General features: G+C 35.7%; 15 protein-coding genes. 6 read left to right on the top strand and 9 right to left on the bottom strand.

Annotated elements, in window-relative coordinates; all coding sequences use genetic code 11:
* Window positions 1-6: 6 nt before the first annotated feature.
* The gene (locus WKT09_RS02205) at window positions 7-714 is read right to left on the bottom strand and encodes a Crp/Fnr family transcriptional regulator (RefSeq protein WP_340414460.1); all 708 of its coding nucleotides are present in this window, start codon (window positions 712-714) and stop codon (window positions 7-9) included.
* Between the two features lie 144 nt (window positions 715-858).
* Between WKT09_RS02205 and WKT09_RS02200 the strand changes: the two genes are divergently transcribed.
* The 5 genes from WKT09_RS02200 (at window position 859) to WKT09_RS02180 (ending at window position 4,542) form a co-directional block, all read left to right on the top strand.
* Complete coding sequence (locus tag WKT09_RS02200) at window positions 859-996, top strand: hypothetical protein (RefSeq protein ID WP_340414459.1); 138 nt, start codon at window positions 859-861, stop codon at window positions 994-996.
* Window positions 997-1,011: 15 nt separating this feature from the next.
* The gene (locus tag WKT09_RS02195) at window positions 1,012-1,479 is read left to right on the top strand and encodes a cytochrome c oxidase subunit II (protein ID WP_340414458.1); all 468 of its coding nucleotides are present in this window, start codon (window positions 1,012-1,014) and stop codon (window positions 1,477-1,479) included.
* A gap of 22 nt (window positions 1,480-1,501) precedes the next feature.
* Window positions 1,502-3,193, top strand: coding sequence for a cbb3-type cytochrome c oxidase subunit I (locus tag WKT09_RS02190; RefSeq protein WP_340414457.1), 1,692 nt, complete (start codon window positions 1,502-1,504; stop codon window positions 3,191-3,193).
* A gap of 147 nt (window positions 3,194-3,340) precedes the next feature.
* Window positions 3,341-3,988, top strand: coding sequence for an SCO family protein (locus WKT09_RS02185; protein ID WP_340414456.1), 648 nt, complete (start codon window positions 3,341-3,343; stop codon window positions 3,986-3,988).
* The gene (locus WKT09_RS02180; protein WP_340414455.1) at window positions 3,985-4,542 is read left to right on the top strand and encodes a hypothetical protein; all 558 of its coding nucleotides are present in this window, start codon (window positions 3,985-3,987) and stop codon (window positions 4,540-4,542) included. The genes WKT09_RS02185 and WKT09_RS02180 overlap by 4 nt, the downstream gene beginning before the upstream one ends.
* 279 nt (window positions 4,543-4,821) lie before the next feature.
* Here the strand turns inward: WKT09_RS02180 and WKT09_RS02175 are convergent, their stop codons facing one another.
* From WKT09_RS02175 to ytxJ, 8 genes are all read right to left on the bottom strand, one after another.
* The gene (locus tag WKT09_RS02175) at window positions 4,822-5,877 is read right to left on the bottom strand and encodes a DUF5105 domain-containing protein (RefSeq protein ID WP_340414454.1); all 1,056 of its coding nucleotides are present in this window, start codon (window positions 5,875-5,877) and stop codon (window positions 4,822-4,824) included.
* 56 nt (window positions 5,878-5,933) lie between these two features.
* Complete coding sequence (gene dpaL, locus WKT09_RS02170; RefSeq protein WP_340414453.1) at window positions 5,934-7,145, bottom strand: diaminopropionate ammonia-lyase; 1,212 nt, start codon at window positions 7,143-7,145, stop codon at window positions 5,934-5,936.
* Between the two features lie 283 nt (window positions 7,146-7,428).
* Window positions 7,429-8,484 carry a DUF5105 domain-containing protein gene (locus tag WKT09_RS02165; protein ID WP_340414452.1) on the bottom strand — a complete coding sequence of 352 codons (1,056 nt, stop codon included), beginning with the start codon at window positions 8,482-8,484 and terminating at the stop codon, window positions 7,429-7,431.
* A gap of 96 nt (window positions 8,485-8,580) precedes the next feature.
* Window positions 8,581-9,213: a fumarylacetoacetate hydrolase family protein gene (locus tag WKT09_RS02160; RefSeq protein WP_340414451.1), complete on the bottom strand. Its 633-nt coding sequence runs from the start codon at window positions 9,211-9,213 to the stop codon at window positions 8,581-8,583.
* 25 nt (window positions 9,214-9,238) lie between these two features.
* Entirely contained in the window at window positions 9,239-10,285 is a 1,047-nt protein-coding gene (locus tag WKT09_RS02155; RefSeq protein ID WP_340414450.1) for a DUF5105 domain-containing protein, read from the bottom strand.
* 35 nt (window positions 10,286-10,320) lie between these two features.
* Window positions 10,321-11,508, bottom strand: coding sequence for an amidohydrolase (locus WKT09_RS02150; protein ID WP_340414449.1), 1,188 nt, complete (start codon window positions 11,506-11,508; stop codon window positions 10,321-10,323).
* Between the two features lie 289 nt (window positions 11,509-11,797).
* The gene (locus WKT09_RS02145; protein WP_340414448.1) at window positions 11,798-14,176 is read right to left on the bottom strand and encodes a bifunctional metallophosphatase/5'-nucleotidase; all 2,379 of its coding nucleotides are present in this window, start codon (window positions 14,174-14,176) and stop codon (window positions 11,798-11,800) included.
* 372 nt (window positions 14,177-14,548) lie between these two features.
* The gene (gene ytxJ, locus WKT09_RS02140; RefSeq protein ID WP_340414447.1) at window positions 14,549-14,887 is read right to left on the bottom strand and encodes a bacillithiol system redox-active protein YtxJ; all 339 of its coding nucleotides are present in this window, start codon (window positions 14,885-14,887) and stop codon (window positions 14,549-14,551) included.
* Window positions 14,888-15,103: 216 nt separating this feature from the next.
* On the opposite strand from ytxJ, the gene WKT09_RS02135 reads away from it, so the two are divergent.
* Complete coding sequence (locus WKT09_RS02135; protein ID WP_340414446.1) at window positions 15,104-16,444, top strand: YjiH family protein; 1,341 nt, start codon at window positions 15,104-15,106, stop codon at window positions 16,442-16,444.
* Window positions 16,445-16,483: the final 39 nt, after the last annotated feature.

The following is a 16,483-nucleotide window of genomic DNA, read 5'->3' as shown; positions in this document are numbered from 1 at the left end:
CTCCCTTTAATACAAAACTTCTTCATGAATGAGATGAAAATCTATGACTAAATGTCCATCATCGGATTCATAAATATATTTCTTCTTTTTAAAATTCGTTAATGTTCGACTAATTGTCTCCCTACTTGTTCCAATCATATTCGCTAATTCTTGGTTCGTAAATGCAGTCGTTAATTTATAATGGTTATCCCCTAAATCAACCCCATGTGATTGTGTCAGACGAAGCAATAATTTTATAATTTGTTCTCTTGCATCATGCATCATTTTTTCATTTAAACGAACATGTAAATCATCGATTAATTTGTTTTGCATTTTTAACATTTCAATTGCGATACTTGGAAATTGCAATAACATATTGCTAAATTCATCTTTACTTATCGTTAAGATCTGTGCTTCTTCGTAAATAACCGCATTTGCAGGATAGTCCTGTTGTTCTTCAAACATACCGCGGTGCGGAAACATCTCACCTTCTTTTAAAATATTAATAATTTGTTCCCTTCCAGAAACGTCCATCTCATAAATTTTTACTTTTCCTTGCACGATAAAAAATAATTGTAGCATCGGATCATCTTTGAAAAATACGTGAGTTCCTTTTCGCATCGTACGAATATTCATCCAAAATGCTAGTTGTTCTAAAGAGGATTCATCCATATGACTAAAAAGGTGAATCTTTTTTAAATACGGGACGAGTCCTTGTTTATTTCTCTCTATCATATTTTCTTCCCTTTCTTTGACATTTATGTGAATTTCCATTCTATTATGTGGCACGTATCACAGCGACATAGTGATACAAATCACTAAGTAGCTTCTTATTCCATTATAAAATGAATGTAACATAAACAAAAGGAGGAGTTCATTATGAAAGATACAAAAACACAAGAAAATAAACATGAACAATCTCTACGTGGCACATTATTTTCAACTATTGTCTTCGTTGGAGGAGGTATATTAAGTTTCATCATGATCTTATTTTATTTCTATATAACACGATTATAAAAGGAGGAAAAGAAAATGAAAATGCATCGATTTGAAGAAATTTTTTTAACGATTGCTTCCATTATCATTATCGGTTCTATGCTGGTGACTGGTTATCAAACTTTCGCATTAGGCTGGGGACCGCCAAGTGGTAAGGAAACAATTGACCCACAAAAAGTATCCGAAACGGCACCATTCGATGAACCAGGCATCTATAAAGTCGGTGAAAATGAGTATGATGTCGTCATGACATTGCAAACATTCAGTTTCGATCCTGGTGAAATTGTCGTTCCAAAAGGAGCAAAGGTCAACTTTATTATGACTTCCAAAGATGTCGTTCATAGTATTCAAGTCGTTGATACAAATATTAATGCAATGGTTCCACCTGGACATATTCAAAAAATCTCCCATACATTTAATGAATCTGGTGAGTTCCTCATGTTATGTAACGAATATTGTGGAGCAGGTCACCAAATGATGAGCGGTACTATTATCGTCGAATAAAACTTAGAAAGGAGGAAGTATAATGGGACTTCCAGCAAAGAAATTACATGCTCATACACCAGTGACTGGTGAACATAAATTTTTAGGTACGAATAAGCAAGATTCAACATTGTCGTTAACATTTTTTGCCGTATCATTTATCGCTCTTTTAATCGGTGGAATTTTAGGATTATTACAAGGGCTTGAACGTGCAGGACTTATCACCATGCCGACTTGGTTTGATTATTATCAAACATTAACAACACACGGTTTTATTTTAATCGTCGTCTTTACTGGGGCATTTTTAATCGGTTACTTATACGGAGGGGTATCACATGTTTTAGGGGGACTTTTACCGAAAGTACGTAAAATGGGGTGGACGTCATTTGGTCTCATTACATTTGGGACGATTCTCACTACCTCCCAAATCGTCATTGGAGAAGCTTCCGTCTTATATACATTTTATCCACCAATGGCCGCATCGCCTGCATTTTATATTGGACTCGTTTTTATCGTCTTAGGGTTATGGACTGCTGCATTTGGTGTATTCATCAATGTCGCACATTGGAGAAAAAATCATAAAGGTCAACATATTCCATTATTCGCCTATTTTGCAACAGGTATCTTCATTCTCTTATTCGGCGGTACAATCGGAGTGACGGTGGAAGTATTTATGTTAATACCTTGGGCACTTGGTTGGACAGAAACGATTAACGTAATGTTAAGTCGTACACTATTTTGGAGCTTCGGTCATACACTCGTAAATGTTTGGTATTTAACCGCTGTATCTGCATGGTATGTAGCAGTGCCAAAAATCATCGGCGGTCGCCAGTTTAGTGACACACTCGCAAGAATGGTCGTATTTTTACTTGTCATTTTAAATATACCTGGTGGATTTCACCATCAAATCGTCGATCCAGGTTTTACAGAAGGATTAAAATATTTACACGTATTTATGAGTTTAGCCATTGGTTTCCCTTCCTTAATGACTGCATTTGCGATGTTCGCAACATTTGAACGTACTGGACGTAAGAAAGGTGCTAAAGGATTATTCGGCTGGGTAAAAATGTTACCTTGGAAAGATGTTCGTTTTCTTGCACCATTTATCGCGATGGTTGCATTCATTCCTGGTGGTGCAGGTGGAATTGCTCAAACAAACTTCCAATTAAACCAAGTCGTTCATAATACTTTATTTATTACAGGACACTTTCATATTACAGTGGGAGTTTCAGTAGCATTAACATTTTTCGGTATCGCTTACTGGATTGTCCCACATTTATCGAAACGTGTCATGACGAACACGATGAATAAATTAGCAATCATCCAAGTAGTCTTATGGAGCGTCGGAATGCTCATTATGTCAGGCGCAATGCACACAGTTGGTTTATTCGGTGCACCACGTCGTACGGCATTCACTGATTACTTTGAGAGTTTACAAGCAGCGGGTTGGAATCCTTACTATATACTTATCGCTATCGGTGGAACCTTATTACTCATTTCAGTATGTCTAGTTGTTTACATCGTTTTCCATTTAATGTTTAAAGCACCAAAAGGAGAAACAGAATTTCCTATTGCCGAGGTGGAGGAAGATGCACCAGCTACACCAAAATGGACAGAACGTTGGAGCTTATGGGTTTTAATTATGGTCATTGTCATATCGATGGGATATGTGATTCCATTAGTCGACTTAATCGTCAATGCACCGCCTGGATCTCCCCCATTTAAAACTTGGTAATATGGCATTTAATGAGAGATGGAAACATTACTAACACCATACATGAAGAAATGTGCGATGATGTTCACAGAAGTTCCCGCACATTTCTTCTGAAACGTAATCTAACACAGTGTATATATATAATTTTAAATGGCAGGAGGGAGGAAAATGAAACAGACAAAAATATCGATTACGGTCATTTTATTGTTCGGGCTTGGATTGTTTTTCTTCGGTATCGATGGGTTTCAAGCATTCACAACGGAAACAGCTCGTACACATAAACTGATTGAACAACAACCTACATTCCCGAATGTTGAACTAGAGGATTCTAAAAAACGTACGTATTCATTCGATGAATTTAAAGGGAAATATGTCTTTATTACATTTATTTACACCGCATGTACCGATGTTTGTCCCCAACTTGAACTGAATATGTATGAAGTATACAAACAAATTCCCGAGACATATAAGGGAGAGGATATCGTCTTTTTAAGTATTAGTTTTGACCCTAAAAACGATACGCCTGAAGTATTAGAGCGTTATCGTGAATTTTTTCATAGTGATGGCGAAACATGGCGCATGGCGAGAATTAATGATGAAGAAGCATTGCAAAACCTATTAGATTCCTTCGGTGTCATCGTCATACCAGATGAAAATGGACATTTCCAACACAACTCAGCATTCTACATGGTGGATCGTGAAGGAACTTTAATCGATGTTCTTGACTTTACAGAAATAGATGAAGCAGCTGAAACGGTGAACAACCTATTGCAAACCGATCGTTCAACAGCTAAAAAAGGAGGGGAATCATCATGAAACAATTTGTTTATGGGGTCATTTTATATGTATTTCTCATGATGCCTCCTGTCATCGAGTTAACAGAATCTATTATGAGTATTCATATGCATATGCAAATGCCATTTCTCGCAATCGCTGGATTGCTTATGTACCCACAATTTAAAAAGTGGTTCCCTACTTTTTTTCATAAATGGAATGAAAATGGGATTCCGGGAATGTTGCTCTTTTTCATCATCGTCATTTACTGGTTATTTCCACGAACGATGGATGAAGCATTAATGAGTACATCAGTTGAATTATTTAAATTTATAAGTTGGCCATTTTTAGTTGGTATCCCACTCCGCGACAGTTGGAGTAAACTAACAGATCGTGGAAAAACTATTAGTTTGTCCCTTATAAGTGGCTTATATTTTCTTATGGGATTTATCTATATTTTCACCGATGAACAACTATGTAATAATTACTTAATTGTCGAACAAATAGCACTCGGATGGGGATTTTTAATTATCGCTATCAGTTTAACGGTCTATATATTACAATCAATATTTATCGACTACTCCCAATATGAATAGTTGCTTTAACAAAAAATCTCTCCCGTTACAAAACGACGGAGAGATTTCTCTTTTACCATCTTGTATGAAACACACCTTCACAGTCTCTCTTTCCTTTCATATGTATGAGCACCAAAGTAATCAAGGTGTACTTGTATAAACTTTGCATCACTCTCGACGATATCAAACCGGATCAAAAACATTAAAAATAGACAAAGATCATTGAAAAAAAGACTTCGGTAACATGTTTTACCAAAAGTCTTTCTTCTGTTTGGCTAGGTTTCCCCTTAAGCTTTCTAATTAATAACCTTTACCAAATATGCGTTTAATTTGTTTTTCCCCGTCGGAGTAATTTGGATGAAACTCCCATTTACCATCTTTTTTCATCAAATAAACTTCTATTTGGCCACTTTCCATCTGTACTCCTTCGATTAATTCATCTATTTCTTTCCACGTAGCTTCATCTGCATTTTTTAATTCTGATATATTCTTTTCCTCTCGTGCTGTTAACCGAACTTCAGACATATCCGTTAATAGCTTGGAATAAGATGGTAAACGATATTCTAATTGAACACTTGCATTATTTTCATTATAAGCGATAATCGTGCCGTTCACTTCTCCCTCTTTCTTTAACGTATTAATATACGTGTCATAAAATCGGTCAGCAATTTTATCTGGTAATTTTTCTGAACGCCTAAAAGTAATGAATGAGAGAAAATCACTTTTTGCCTCCGCTTGTAGTGTTTCAATATGTACATCCATTTTTTCCTCTACATCTATGTCTTCTTGGAAGTAAACAGCATCTACATAAGCTTGTAATGCTTCAACTGGCTCATTGATTTGTTCATATGTATCCATATAATTACGAACATCTAATGGAATCGTAACATCATCCACTTCTTCATTTCCATAGTTCGCTTTTGGTGAAATATGCATTTCATATGCCGTATCAAATGTTACTGCAAATAATACGATAAATGATTTTTGCTTTCCAGCAATAAGAGAACTAGATGAATAAACCTCTCGATTTAAAAAAGGATCCGATACGTTTTGTAATGCATCTATTTGTTTATCCCCATCATATAAAACGATATCGGATTCTGGACGGACCTGTAAAGTGTTGGAGGTGTTATTTTTTATTTTCAACTCTACCTTTAATATACCTTCTTCCTTCTCCGGATTATATGAAGGACCATTTTTCACTTGAACAAACTGTGCATCTTCCATATGCACTTCTAAATTCCCGTTCGTTTCACTATCTTTTTGGACATCTTCAGGCGCTTGTTGCCGATAAAAATTAATGATGAGCATAGCGCTTGCAAATATAATAACGAGGACCGAAATTACCCTTCCCATGTCATACCACTCCTAATGACTTTACACATATTATACCATTAAATGGGAACGCATTATTACATAGTAGCATTTCCCCCATGCCAAACGACATCACGATAATGAACAGGGTCTGTATCTCCTTCTGAATTAATAATAAGGATACGAGCATGTTCATCTAAACCAATTTGTTCCGCTAATGAGGTAGCGTACTTTTTCATATAATATACTAATCCAAGTGAAACCGCACCAGACTCCCCTGAAACAATTTGTTCATCCTGTTCTAGAGGATTTCCTAATATACGCATGCCTAATGCAGCTATCTCATCTTCACAAGAATAAAATGTATTCGTATATTGTTTTAATATCCGAAATGCTCTTACATTTGGTTCTCCACAACATAATCCTGCCATAATCGAATGCATATCCCCTGTGACCGCTTCAATGTTTCCTCCATTATTGGCAAAGGAACGATAGTAGCAATCTGCTAATCTAGGTTCTACAACGAAAAACTTCATCTTCTCCGTTCCATATAATTGGATAAGTGATGCAACTATTCCTGCGGCAAAAGAACCGACACCAGCTTGAACAAATACATGTGTTGGTGGTGCTTCATCTGTCGTTGTTAATTCTTCCGCTATTTCTTGGACGATCGTTGCATAGCCTTGCATAATCCATAATGGAATTTCATCATATCCTTCCCATGCTGTATCCTGAACCAAGACATAGCCATTTTTTTCTGCAAGTCGGTGACAAATACGAATCGTCTCATCATAGTTTACGTCTGTTATTTCCGCTTGTGCCCCTTCATCTTTCAGAGCTTGTAGCCGATGATTGGAAGCACCTTTTGGCATATAAATGATTGCTTTTTGCCCTAATTCTCTTGCTGCCCAGGCAACCCCACGTCCATGATTTCCATCCGTTGCAGAAATGAATGTGATCTCTCCAATTTTTTCTTTTACTTCTTTGGATCGTAATTGTTCAAATGTCACTTCGCTTATATCTTTTCCTAGTAGTTGTGCCATATATTTTCCAATGGCATAAATACCGCCCATTACTTTGAACGCATTTAAGCCAAATCGTTTGGATTCATCTTTGATAAAGACTTTTTCAACACCAATATGAGCTGCTAACTGATGAAGGGAGATGAGTGGGGTTTTCGTAAACTTTTCACTCGTCTGTTGAAATTGAAAAACTTTTTGCATCACGTCTTTTGAAAAATATTGTAACTCGGTTTCATTAAATGTTGCATCAAAAAATGTATTTTGGATCGCTTTCACTTTGTCACTCATTTTGTGTTATCCCCTTTACAATATATAAAGATAAGCATACTATGAAATCGAATTCCGTCAATATGAAGTGGATATAGAGGTTTAGAAGAAAAAACGAGACAACATAAATCTATCTCCTTATTCACATAACAGAATCAAATGTATCATCCGAATGGTAATAATACCTGAAAAGGAGGCTGTCGCTCCGCTAGAGAGCTTATTTAAGATGAAAATAACCATATGGAAAAATAGCAATCACAGCACAAACTATGATGGCGATCATCATACCAATTATTGACTTCATTTAATAAATTCGTCCACCTGCAAAAATTCTATTTAACTCTTTTGCAGCATCTGAGTATCCACTTTCAAATGTCCATTTTTCATCTTTTTTCACCATTCTAATCTCAAGATTATCTCGACCTTCTGTAGAATCTGTATCCCTTATAATTTTATCTAACTGAGAAATAGCATATTCGTCTGCTTTTTTCCTATCATAGTTAGCAGATTTCTCCAAGTAATCTTTTCGGACATTCGAAAATTCATCCCCTACATCTACCGCAGAAATCCCTTTATATTGCAATTCTACCACTGCATGTTCACCAGAGTTACCTTTTAATTGAATATGATATTCTCCCTTATCTTTTAATGTTTCCACATATGTTTCATAAAGTTTCGCTGTTTGTTTATCAGAAATATCTTTAAACGTTGCATCATCTAAAAATTGTGTAAATTCCTTTTCTGCTTCTTTTAACTGTTTTTCTACGTCTACTTGCATCATTTCTTCTAATTTTTCATCTTTTTCATCAAAATAAATGGTATCCAAATAAGCCGTTAATACATCCACAGGTTCTTGTAACACTTCATACGTATCGTCAAATTCACTCATATCGACAGGAAATGTTACCGATTCCACCCCTTCACCTGACATTAAAAGTGGTTCAATATGTAATTCATATTCTTTGTTACGTTCTACTTCAAATAACACACTAAACGTTTTCTTTTTGTTTGCTCCTATTGATGTGTTTGATGGGACGTCTAATTCAATGGAGGCATCGAAAATACTTACAGCGTCAATTTGTTCATCCCCATCAAATAATTGCATATCTTTTTCCGGGAAAAGATTCATCGAACGATCTGTTATATTTTTTACAGCAACATTTAATTTAATCGTCCCTGTATCTCCTTCAGGATCAAATTCATCATTTGTAGACGATAAAATGAATGCCCCATCTTCTACGGTTGCTTCTAATACTTTACTTTTTCTTGTTGAATCTGCCTCTTTATCCTCACCAGCACTACAAGCCGTAAATACTAGCAACATAACGATTGCTAAAAGAACACGAATCCTTTCCCTCATGTAAATCCCCCTATCACGCCATTGTGGAAGAAAATAGCTTATATTTGCAAAAAATTACCATCATTCCCATCTCATCTCAAAAGTGTTTTCATTCATTTATGTATGATGAAATGTCATTGTACAAGTACCAAGCTCTTCTTCTTCCCACCATAGCGATAAAGTATCCCCTTCTTGTAATGGGCCAACCCCCTCAGGTGTACCAGTGAAAATAATATCTCCCTTTTTAAGCCCAAGGTTTTCTCCAATAAAACGAATGAGGTGTCCAATCGGAAATATCATATGTTGGATGTTTCCCTTCTGCCGTAAAGAATTTTGAATAAACAAGCGGAAGTCTTTTTTAGCACATGATTCTATACCAGGAAACGGGATAAATTTTCCTATAATAGCCGCATTCGGAAATCCTTTTGATAATAACCAAGGATGTTGTTTTTCCTTTAGTGCACTTTGTACATCTCGTAAAGTTAAATCAAGACCGATTGTCATTTCACTAATTAGATCTTGTACAGGTAATTCAGGATCATAATCTTGTCCCATTTTAATGACTAATTCTGCTTCAAAATGTACCTCTCCTTGATTCGAAGGAAGAACGATTTCCTGGCCATTTGCTTCTACTAAAGCATGTGTTGGTTTAGTAAAAACAACAGGAGAAGTTGGGACGATATTGCCTAGTTCATGTACATGTTCGACATAGTTTCTACCAATACAATAAATATTTTTAATCTCATCCATCCAATCTCACTCTCTTTCCATATTATTAGTAAATACCTCCTGCAAAAAATGCACGTAATAAACGCTCTTTATTGTCTAATTCGCGTTCAGGTATATACCATTTAGATTTCTTTTTCTCTAATGTTATTTTCATTGGTTCTTTCGCTTCTTTTACTTCTAATTCTTCAAATGTTGTTGGCAAAATTTCTACCACTTTTTCAACGAATGCTTCTTCGGTTAATCCGTCAAAAATCTTTTCCTGCTTTAATACTTTTTCTAGCATTTTTCGTTGGTCTAATGCTGCATAATCGATTTCAACAACGGCTTGAGCATTTGTGTTCGCTATAACTTTGACATCTATAACCGAGTTTTCTTGTACATATGGCACATACTCTTCAAATAATGCTTCAATCGTTTCTTCTGATACATCATAAAAGATAACTTTTTTCATTTTTTCTGCAAAAACCTGGTATGCCTCCTGCAATTCATTCTCAAGATGGATATCGATAACATCTTCAGCTATTTCTTCCTTTCCTAACACAACTTGTTCTAAATATGTTTCCATTGCTAATTCAGGTTCTGTCATTTCATCTATGTTCATCTCATAATCTGCTAAATCAAATGGTATTTTCACTTTATTTGCAGGTGGCAAAGTTACTTCCAATTCATAAGATGCATCTTTTTCTATGTTAAATAATGCGTGAAAAAGTTTTTCTTCTTCCGAGTTAACAGAAGGATTTTGGCTAAACTCGGCAATGTCGATTCCAGACGGTAACTTAGATGGAGATTTCGCTTCAATAATTTCTCCTTCGTTATGTATTAAAACCATGTCCATATCTGGATAAAAATCTCTCGTTTCATCCATATTATTTCTTAAATCAATTGTTACTTTAATCGTTTGTTCTTCATTATCTTCATGAAAAGTCCCATCATTATCCAACAAGACATATTGAATATCCTTTACTATTACCTCCACATCATTTGACGGAGCAACTGGGTCTACTTCCTCTTCACGTATCGTCTCTTCCCCCATGCTACAAGCAGAAAGAAAAAGAATAAACATCATGCATAAAAGCATGGGTACTCTTTGCATAAAAGCTCCTCACTTTCTAAATTTCTCCAACAAACTTATCGTCGTAAAAAATCAACGGCAATTTTTGTCGTTGCAATGACCCCATAAATCAAAGCATTTTCATCGACATCAAAATAATCATTGTGGTGTGCCGCTCCACTCCCGTATGTATCATTTTTCATCCCGATAAATCCATATACAATGGGACATAACTCGCTATATCGACTAAATGGTTCAGAAGCAAACCATTGTACTCCTTCCACATTTCTATGTGGTAAAACTTCTGCTAATCCTTTTATTGCTATATCAGCCAATTTTTCATCATTGATCAATGCAGGTGCAACGATTTTTGTTTTTTCATTAAATGTTATAGAACATTGATGTGCTGCAGCTGTTTGCGTAGCAACATCTTTTAAAATGGATAAAGCTTTCTTCCCCTCATCCGCATCATAGAAACGTAATGTTCCACCGACTGTTACATCATTTGGAATGACATTATGAGCAGTCCCACCATTAATTTTCGTTAATCCTAACGTAACAGTTTTATTCACATCAATTCGATTTGCCCATGCACTTGTTAATCCTGTCAATACATTCGCCGTCGCAAAAATTGGATTGACCGATAAATCTGGCCGTGCTCCATGGCCACTTTTTCCATGCACCGTAAAATCAACAAAAATAACACCGGCCATTTTAGGCCCAGCATCGATACTAACTTTCCCCGATTCCAAGAAGGCCACCAAATGATTACCATAAATAGCTTCTATTTGTTTTCCTTTTAAATGTTCGATCATTGCATCAATACCACTACCAATTTCTTCCCCTTCTTCAAAAATGAAATAAATTTTACCGGTTAAGAATGTATGTAGTTCTGTTAAAATTTTTATCGTCGTTAAAACAATCGCCATATGTCCATCATGCCCACATGCATGCATAACACCATGATGTTTAGAACGGTACTTTCGTGGTCCTGCCAAATTATTCGGATTTTCTGTAACAGGGAGTGCGTCGATATCTGTCCGAATTCCAATCGTTCTTCCCGGTTTCCCTGTATCTAGTAAAGCAGTAAAGCCTGTACCTTCCACTTCTTCTATTTTTAAACCCATTGCTGCAACTTTTTCTTTTAAATAGCGTGATGTTTCATATTCTTTACTACTTACTTCTGGATGTTCATATAAATAGGTGCGAATAGCGATAGTTTCTTGTTCATATGTTTTTGCAAGTTGTAAAATTCGTTCATTCACATCATTCACTACCTCTCTTTTTACTTCTATCTATCTTACCATATTTTTTCATAAAAAAAGCTAACAATCTTACACGATCGTTAGCTAGTGATGATCTTTATTTTCCCCTTCTTGTCGCTCCTATAATGATACTTATCGCACTCTTACTCTTCAATGTCCGTTTTTTCACATCCGTCGTAATGGTTATATTTGCATGACACATAGAACACAACTCCTTTCATAGTTTTAAAAATAAAAGACCTTTTACATACGAAACTTCGTCCGATGTAAAAGGTCTCAGGTCTATCTTTTAATTCATACGAAACTTTCGAATGGCATAAATGGCGATACCTACTAATAATAATAGAGAACCAATTAATAGAGTCGTATACATTGTCGTTGCAGTATTCGGTAATGCACTTCTTTTTGCTTGATCATCATCGTCTTTTCCAGGTGTAATTACCGTTCCCTTATCCTCCTCTGTATTATTTTCGTTCCCATCGCCTGGTTCATTTGGAACTGGATCCGGTGTTGGTGCAGGGTCTGGCTTCGTGTCTGGCGTTGGATCTGAGTCCGGTGTTGGTGCAGGGTCTGGATTCGGATCTGGCGTTGGATCTGGGTCCGGTGTTGGTGCAGGGTCTGGATTCGGATCTGGCGTTGGATCTGGGTCCGGTGTTGGTGTAGGGTCTGGATCAGTCGGATCTTCCGGAATTTCATCCAATGCAGCATCTAAAATACGCCCCTCTCTTTCAGGATTTACCTTTCCATTTAAATATTCTTCCTCTACCATATAATCACGCAATTGTTCCCAATCTACTTCCCCAATATTTGTGACACGTCCTTCTTCATACACTTTAGCGAATGTTTCAAAACCGTCTCCACCTTGTGCTGTAAATTGGTTTGTTGTAACTGTATATGTTTGTTGCAAATCAATTGGCATATATTCACCATTTTTCAAGACTTGCATGTCAATTACTCTATCCCCAACTTCTTTCTTACTATCAAAATAATATTTCATCCCTGCAACATGTAAAAAACCACCATTTTCATTTGGAGCTTGACTAACACTATGCTCTAATATTTCCTTTAGTTCTGCTCCTGTTATCGTTGCAACAACTGGATCATTTCCAAATGGTAATACTTCGATAATTTCTCCGTTCGTAATTTCTCCCTTTGCTATCGGCGCACGAATACCTCCACCATTTTGTAAAGCTATTTCTGTTTCAGGAAACTTCTCTTTTGCCTTCGCTAACATTGCATCTGTTACAAGATTTCCTAATTCCGTCTCATTTGCACGAACACTATCTGACTTATCATCGCTCGTATGTCTTGGATTCGTTAATTCCTTTAAAGCTTCAGCACCGCTCGGTTCATTAAACAATGCATCTACTTCGGCTTTATACGTTGCTAAAACGTCCACAGCCTCCGGGTCATCTTGCACATCCGTTAAATCAACTAGTTTGCCTTCATGTTCAATAATTTTACCTTCTTCATCAAACACAACATCTAAAACCCCTAAATTATCAACATATTGCCCTGTTTGCACAATTAGTGTGGGATCTTCTTCTGTTCCTTTTACAACCGTATTGTCTAATTCTGTATGTGAGTGACCGCCAACAATAATATCTATGCCGTCCACTTGTTCAGCTAACACTAAGTCATTTCCTACTGCTGGATTGCTATCATACCCAATATGTGTCACAGCAATAATCTTGTTCACACCTTCTTCTTCCAGTGCGTCCACTGCACGTTCAGCAGATTCTTTATAATTTAAAAATGTTACTAATTCTGGGCTAGCAACATTTTTTGTATCTTCCGTCGTTAATCCGAAAATACCGATTTCTTCCCCATCAATTTCTTTAATAATCGCATTATATGCTTTTCCACCATTTGCCTCTCTTACTACAGAATCCTGAACTTTTACATGTGCTAAAGTTGGATCATCTGAAAAATCAACGTTCGTCCCTAAAAAGGGAAAAGAAGCATTCTCGATAAATGTTTGCAATTCCGGATGACCTTCAGAAGTCCCTAAATCAAATTCATGATTCCCAAAAGTGAAAGCGTCAAGGCCCATGAGATTAAACATTGCCAAATCGGCTTTTCCTTTATGTAAATTAAAATATAATGTGCCAGAAAAACTGTCTCCAGCATGTAATAATAAGTTGTTGTCACTGTTTTTACGTTGTTCTTTTATTTCAGTAATCGCCTTCGGTAACTTATCTGCATGTGAATGTGTATCATTTAAGTGCATTACTTTTAATTGAAAGTTCTCATCTTCATCATTTTCATTTTCTTCGATTTCATCTTCATTTTCTTCGATTTCGTCTTCTGCAGGCACTTCTTTATCTTCTGCTGAATCCTGAACATCTTCCTCATTCGTCTCGTCTTCTGATTCCTCATCAGAAGTTGTTTCTACAGACTCCATTGGTACTTCTGAATCAGATGAATCATTTCCATTTTCTTTTTCTTCTTCCTTAACACGTGTATCTTCTTGCTCCTCTTCTTCATCATCTTCCGTATGTACTTCTTCTGACTCTTCTACATTTTGTTCTTGCTCCTCAGAGGAACTATTTTCTGACTGATCATTATGTATGGCAGGTTCCGCTAAACCTGTTGCTGGTATTGTAGTAAATATAATCATTAATACGAGCATAAATTTTGTCATTAAATTCCTATATATTTTACTCACTAAAAATCCTCCTTTTGAAATACGATACACTTTTCAATATAGTACACCAACGTTAAATATGAATGTATTTCATGTAAAAAATTCGTAAACACCTCCATTTTTTTAAATAATCTGTTAACTTAAATAATAATTATATACGTAAATATAAGTTAATTAATGAGGAATGGGGATGGTTTTATATATAAGTAAAAAGATGGAATTACCATCCCGCTCTTCTAACATATTGCCATTTTTGCCTATTTCCATCTATTCAACAGTAACATTTACATACCATAGCCTATAAGAACAATCCTTTTTCACATACGAAAAACCCCTAGAGATAGATTTCATCCTTATTCTAGGGGATCCACATTATAAAGATACATCATTTAATTAGTCTATAACTGCTTTCATATGAGCTTTTGTTACAGACCAATGAGATGTATTCCAATACGCTTTTTTATTTTTAATATAAATAATTTGTGGGGATTCATGCTTTACTCCTAAATCCGCTTCAATTTGATTGGAAACTGGACGTGATTCACGTACCTTTACTAAACTATAATCAATATTCTTGTCCGGTGCATCTGCTAAATAATCATTATATTCATCTAATGCATTAAAACTAACTGGACAAGTTGTACTATGTTTTAAAATAACTTGATCTTTATCAACTGATTTTTCTAAAATTGCTTCCCATTCTTCTACTTCTGTTATTTCATTCCATTCCATCTCTGTTCCCTCCTAATGAATTCCTACCTATAAGTGTACGATATTTTGGCTATAATTCAAAAGAACGTGCTTAAACAGTTGTACATTTATATTTATACACAAACCAAATCGTCAGAATAGTTAAACTTTATACATTCCGCTTTTTCAGGGTTGTATAAGTATACAAAATACCGTATACTTATTATATCGAATTTGAATGAAATAGGAGTTAAGAAAATGAATAATATTAAAGCAAAAGATCATATAAAATTTATTATCCCTTCTTTACTCGGTGTATTTTTATTTATGACACCTATTAAAGTCGCAGGGAATTTCACTATCCCCATTGCCGTTTTAGCCGGTTTTATTCAGGAGGGATTAGCAAATTACTTATCATTAATTATGACGGTCATCGTTATTCTAACCGGAATATTAACCGTTACTTTTTCGATAAATCCTTCCCTCCTTACCAACAAACCATTCTTACAACGTTTGTTTCTAGTAGGGAACTTCTGGACGATTACGCGTCTTATTGCAGCAATTTTTACATTCATGATCTATTTCCAAATTGGTCCAGACATTATGGTAGGAGAAGATACAGGACAATTATTATTAGATGATTTATTACACGTATTATTTTCTGTCTTTTTATTCGCTGGTTTCTTTTTACCGTTATTAACGAATTTCGGATTGTTAGAATTTATTGGTGCTTTTATGAAAAAGATTATGCGACCTTTATTTAAATTACCAGGTCGTTCATCCATCGACGCATTAGCATCATGGATTGGTGATGGTACAATTGGAGTACTATTAACGAGTAAACAATATGAGGATGGATATTATACAAAACGGGAAGCAGCAATTATCGGTACAACTTTCTCGATTGTTTCCATTACTTTTACATTAGTTATTATTGAAAAACTCGGATTAGAGCATAAGTTTTTACCTTTTTACTTTACGATTACTGTAGCTGGATTTGTAGCGGCGATTATTATGCCACGTATTCCTCCTTTATCACGTAAGAAAAATGAATATATTAATCCAGAGCAAAAGATGATCGATGAATCTATTCCTTCTGAGCATAATGTATTTTCATATGGATATGAAAAAGCAATCAAACGTAGCCGTGCAGAAAAAGGAATAGGGAATTTTATTGCAGAAGGAGTAAAAAATGTTCTTGATATGTGGATGGGGGTTGCGCCTGTCGTGATGGCTTTTGGTTTAATCGCCTTAATGATTGCGGAAGGAACACCATTTTTCCAATGGTTAGGAATTCCTTTTATCCCTATTTTAGAATGGATGCAAGTGCCTGAAGCGGCAAAAGCTTCGCAAACTATTTTAATTGGTTTTGCGGATATGTTTTTACCATCCATTATCGGGGCTTCTATTGCATCTGAAATGACTCGTTTTATTATCGGTGCTTTATCTATTACACAACTTATTTACATGTCTGAGGTTGGTGGATTACTATTAGGTTCAAAGGTACCAGTATCATTTAAAGATTTAGTAATCATTTTCTTATTAAGAACCGTTATCACACTACCTGTCATTGTATTATTAGCACATCTATTCTTTTAATGAATAACGAAAAGTGATGTCCGCCAAATAAGGTGAACA

Source organism: Pseudogracilibacillus sp. ICA-222130 (assembly GCF_037892545.1).
Lineage (GTDB): Bacteria > Bacillota > Bacilli > Bacillales > Amphibacillaceae > Pseudogracilibacillus.
The sequence above is the reverse complement of the archived record's forward strand: the minus strand, read 5'-3'. Positions and strand labels throughout refer to the sequence as shown.

Excerpts from the sequence above, each read along its gene's own strand:
- WKT09_RS02205 (WP_340414460.1), bottom strand. The coding sequence starts at position 714 with ATGATAGAGAGAAATAAACAAGGACTCGTCCCGTATTTAAAAAAGATT.
- WKT09_RS02200 (WP_340414459.1), top strand. The coding sequence starts at position 859 with ATGAAAGATACAAAAACACAAGAAAATAAACATGAACAATCTCTACGT.
- WKT09_RS02195 (WP_340414458.1), top strand. The coding sequence starts at position 1,012 with ATGAAAATGCATCGATTTGAAGAAATTTTTTTAACGATTGCTTCCATT.
- WKT09_RS02190 (WP_340414457.1), top strand. The coding sequence starts at position 1,502 with ATGGGACTTCCAGCAAAGAAATTACATGCTCATACACCAGTGACTGGT.
- WKT09_RS02185 (WP_340414456.1), top strand. The coding sequence starts at position 3,341 with ATGAAACAGACAAAAATATCGATTACGGTCATTTTATTGTTCGGGCTT.
- WKT09_RS02180 (WP_340414455.1), top strand. The coding sequence starts at position 3,985 with ATGAAACAATTTGTTTATGGGGTCATTTTATATGTATTTCTCATGATG.
- WKT09_RS02175 (WP_340414454.1), bottom strand. The coding sequence starts at position 5,877 with ATGGGAAGGGTAATTTCGGTCCTCGTTATTATATTTGCAAGCGCTATG.
- dpaL (WP_340414453.1), bottom strand. The coding sequence starts at position 7,145 with ATGAGTGACAAAGTGAAAGCGATCCAAAATACATTTTTTGATGCAACA.
- WKT09_RS02165 (WP_340414452.1), bottom strand. The coding sequence starts at position 8,484 with ATGAGGGAAAGGATTCGTGTTCTTTTAGCAATCGTTATGTTGCTAGTA.
- WKT09_RS02160 (WP_340414451.1), bottom strand. The coding sequence starts at position 9,213 with ATGGATGAGATTAAAAATATTTATTGTATTGGTAGAAACTATGTCGAA.
- WKT09_RS02155 (WP_340414450.1), bottom strand. The coding sequence starts at position 10,285 with ATGCAAAGAGTACCCATGCTTTTATGCATGATGTTTATTCTTTTTCTT.
- ytxJ (WP_340414447.1), bottom strand. The coding sequence starts at position 14,887 with ATGGAATGGAATGAAATAACAGAAGTAGAAGAATGGGAAGCAATTTTA.
- WKT09_RS02135 (WP_340414446.1), top strand. The coding sequence starts at position 15,104 with ATGAATAATATTAAAGCAAAAGATCATATAAAATTTATTATCCCTTCT.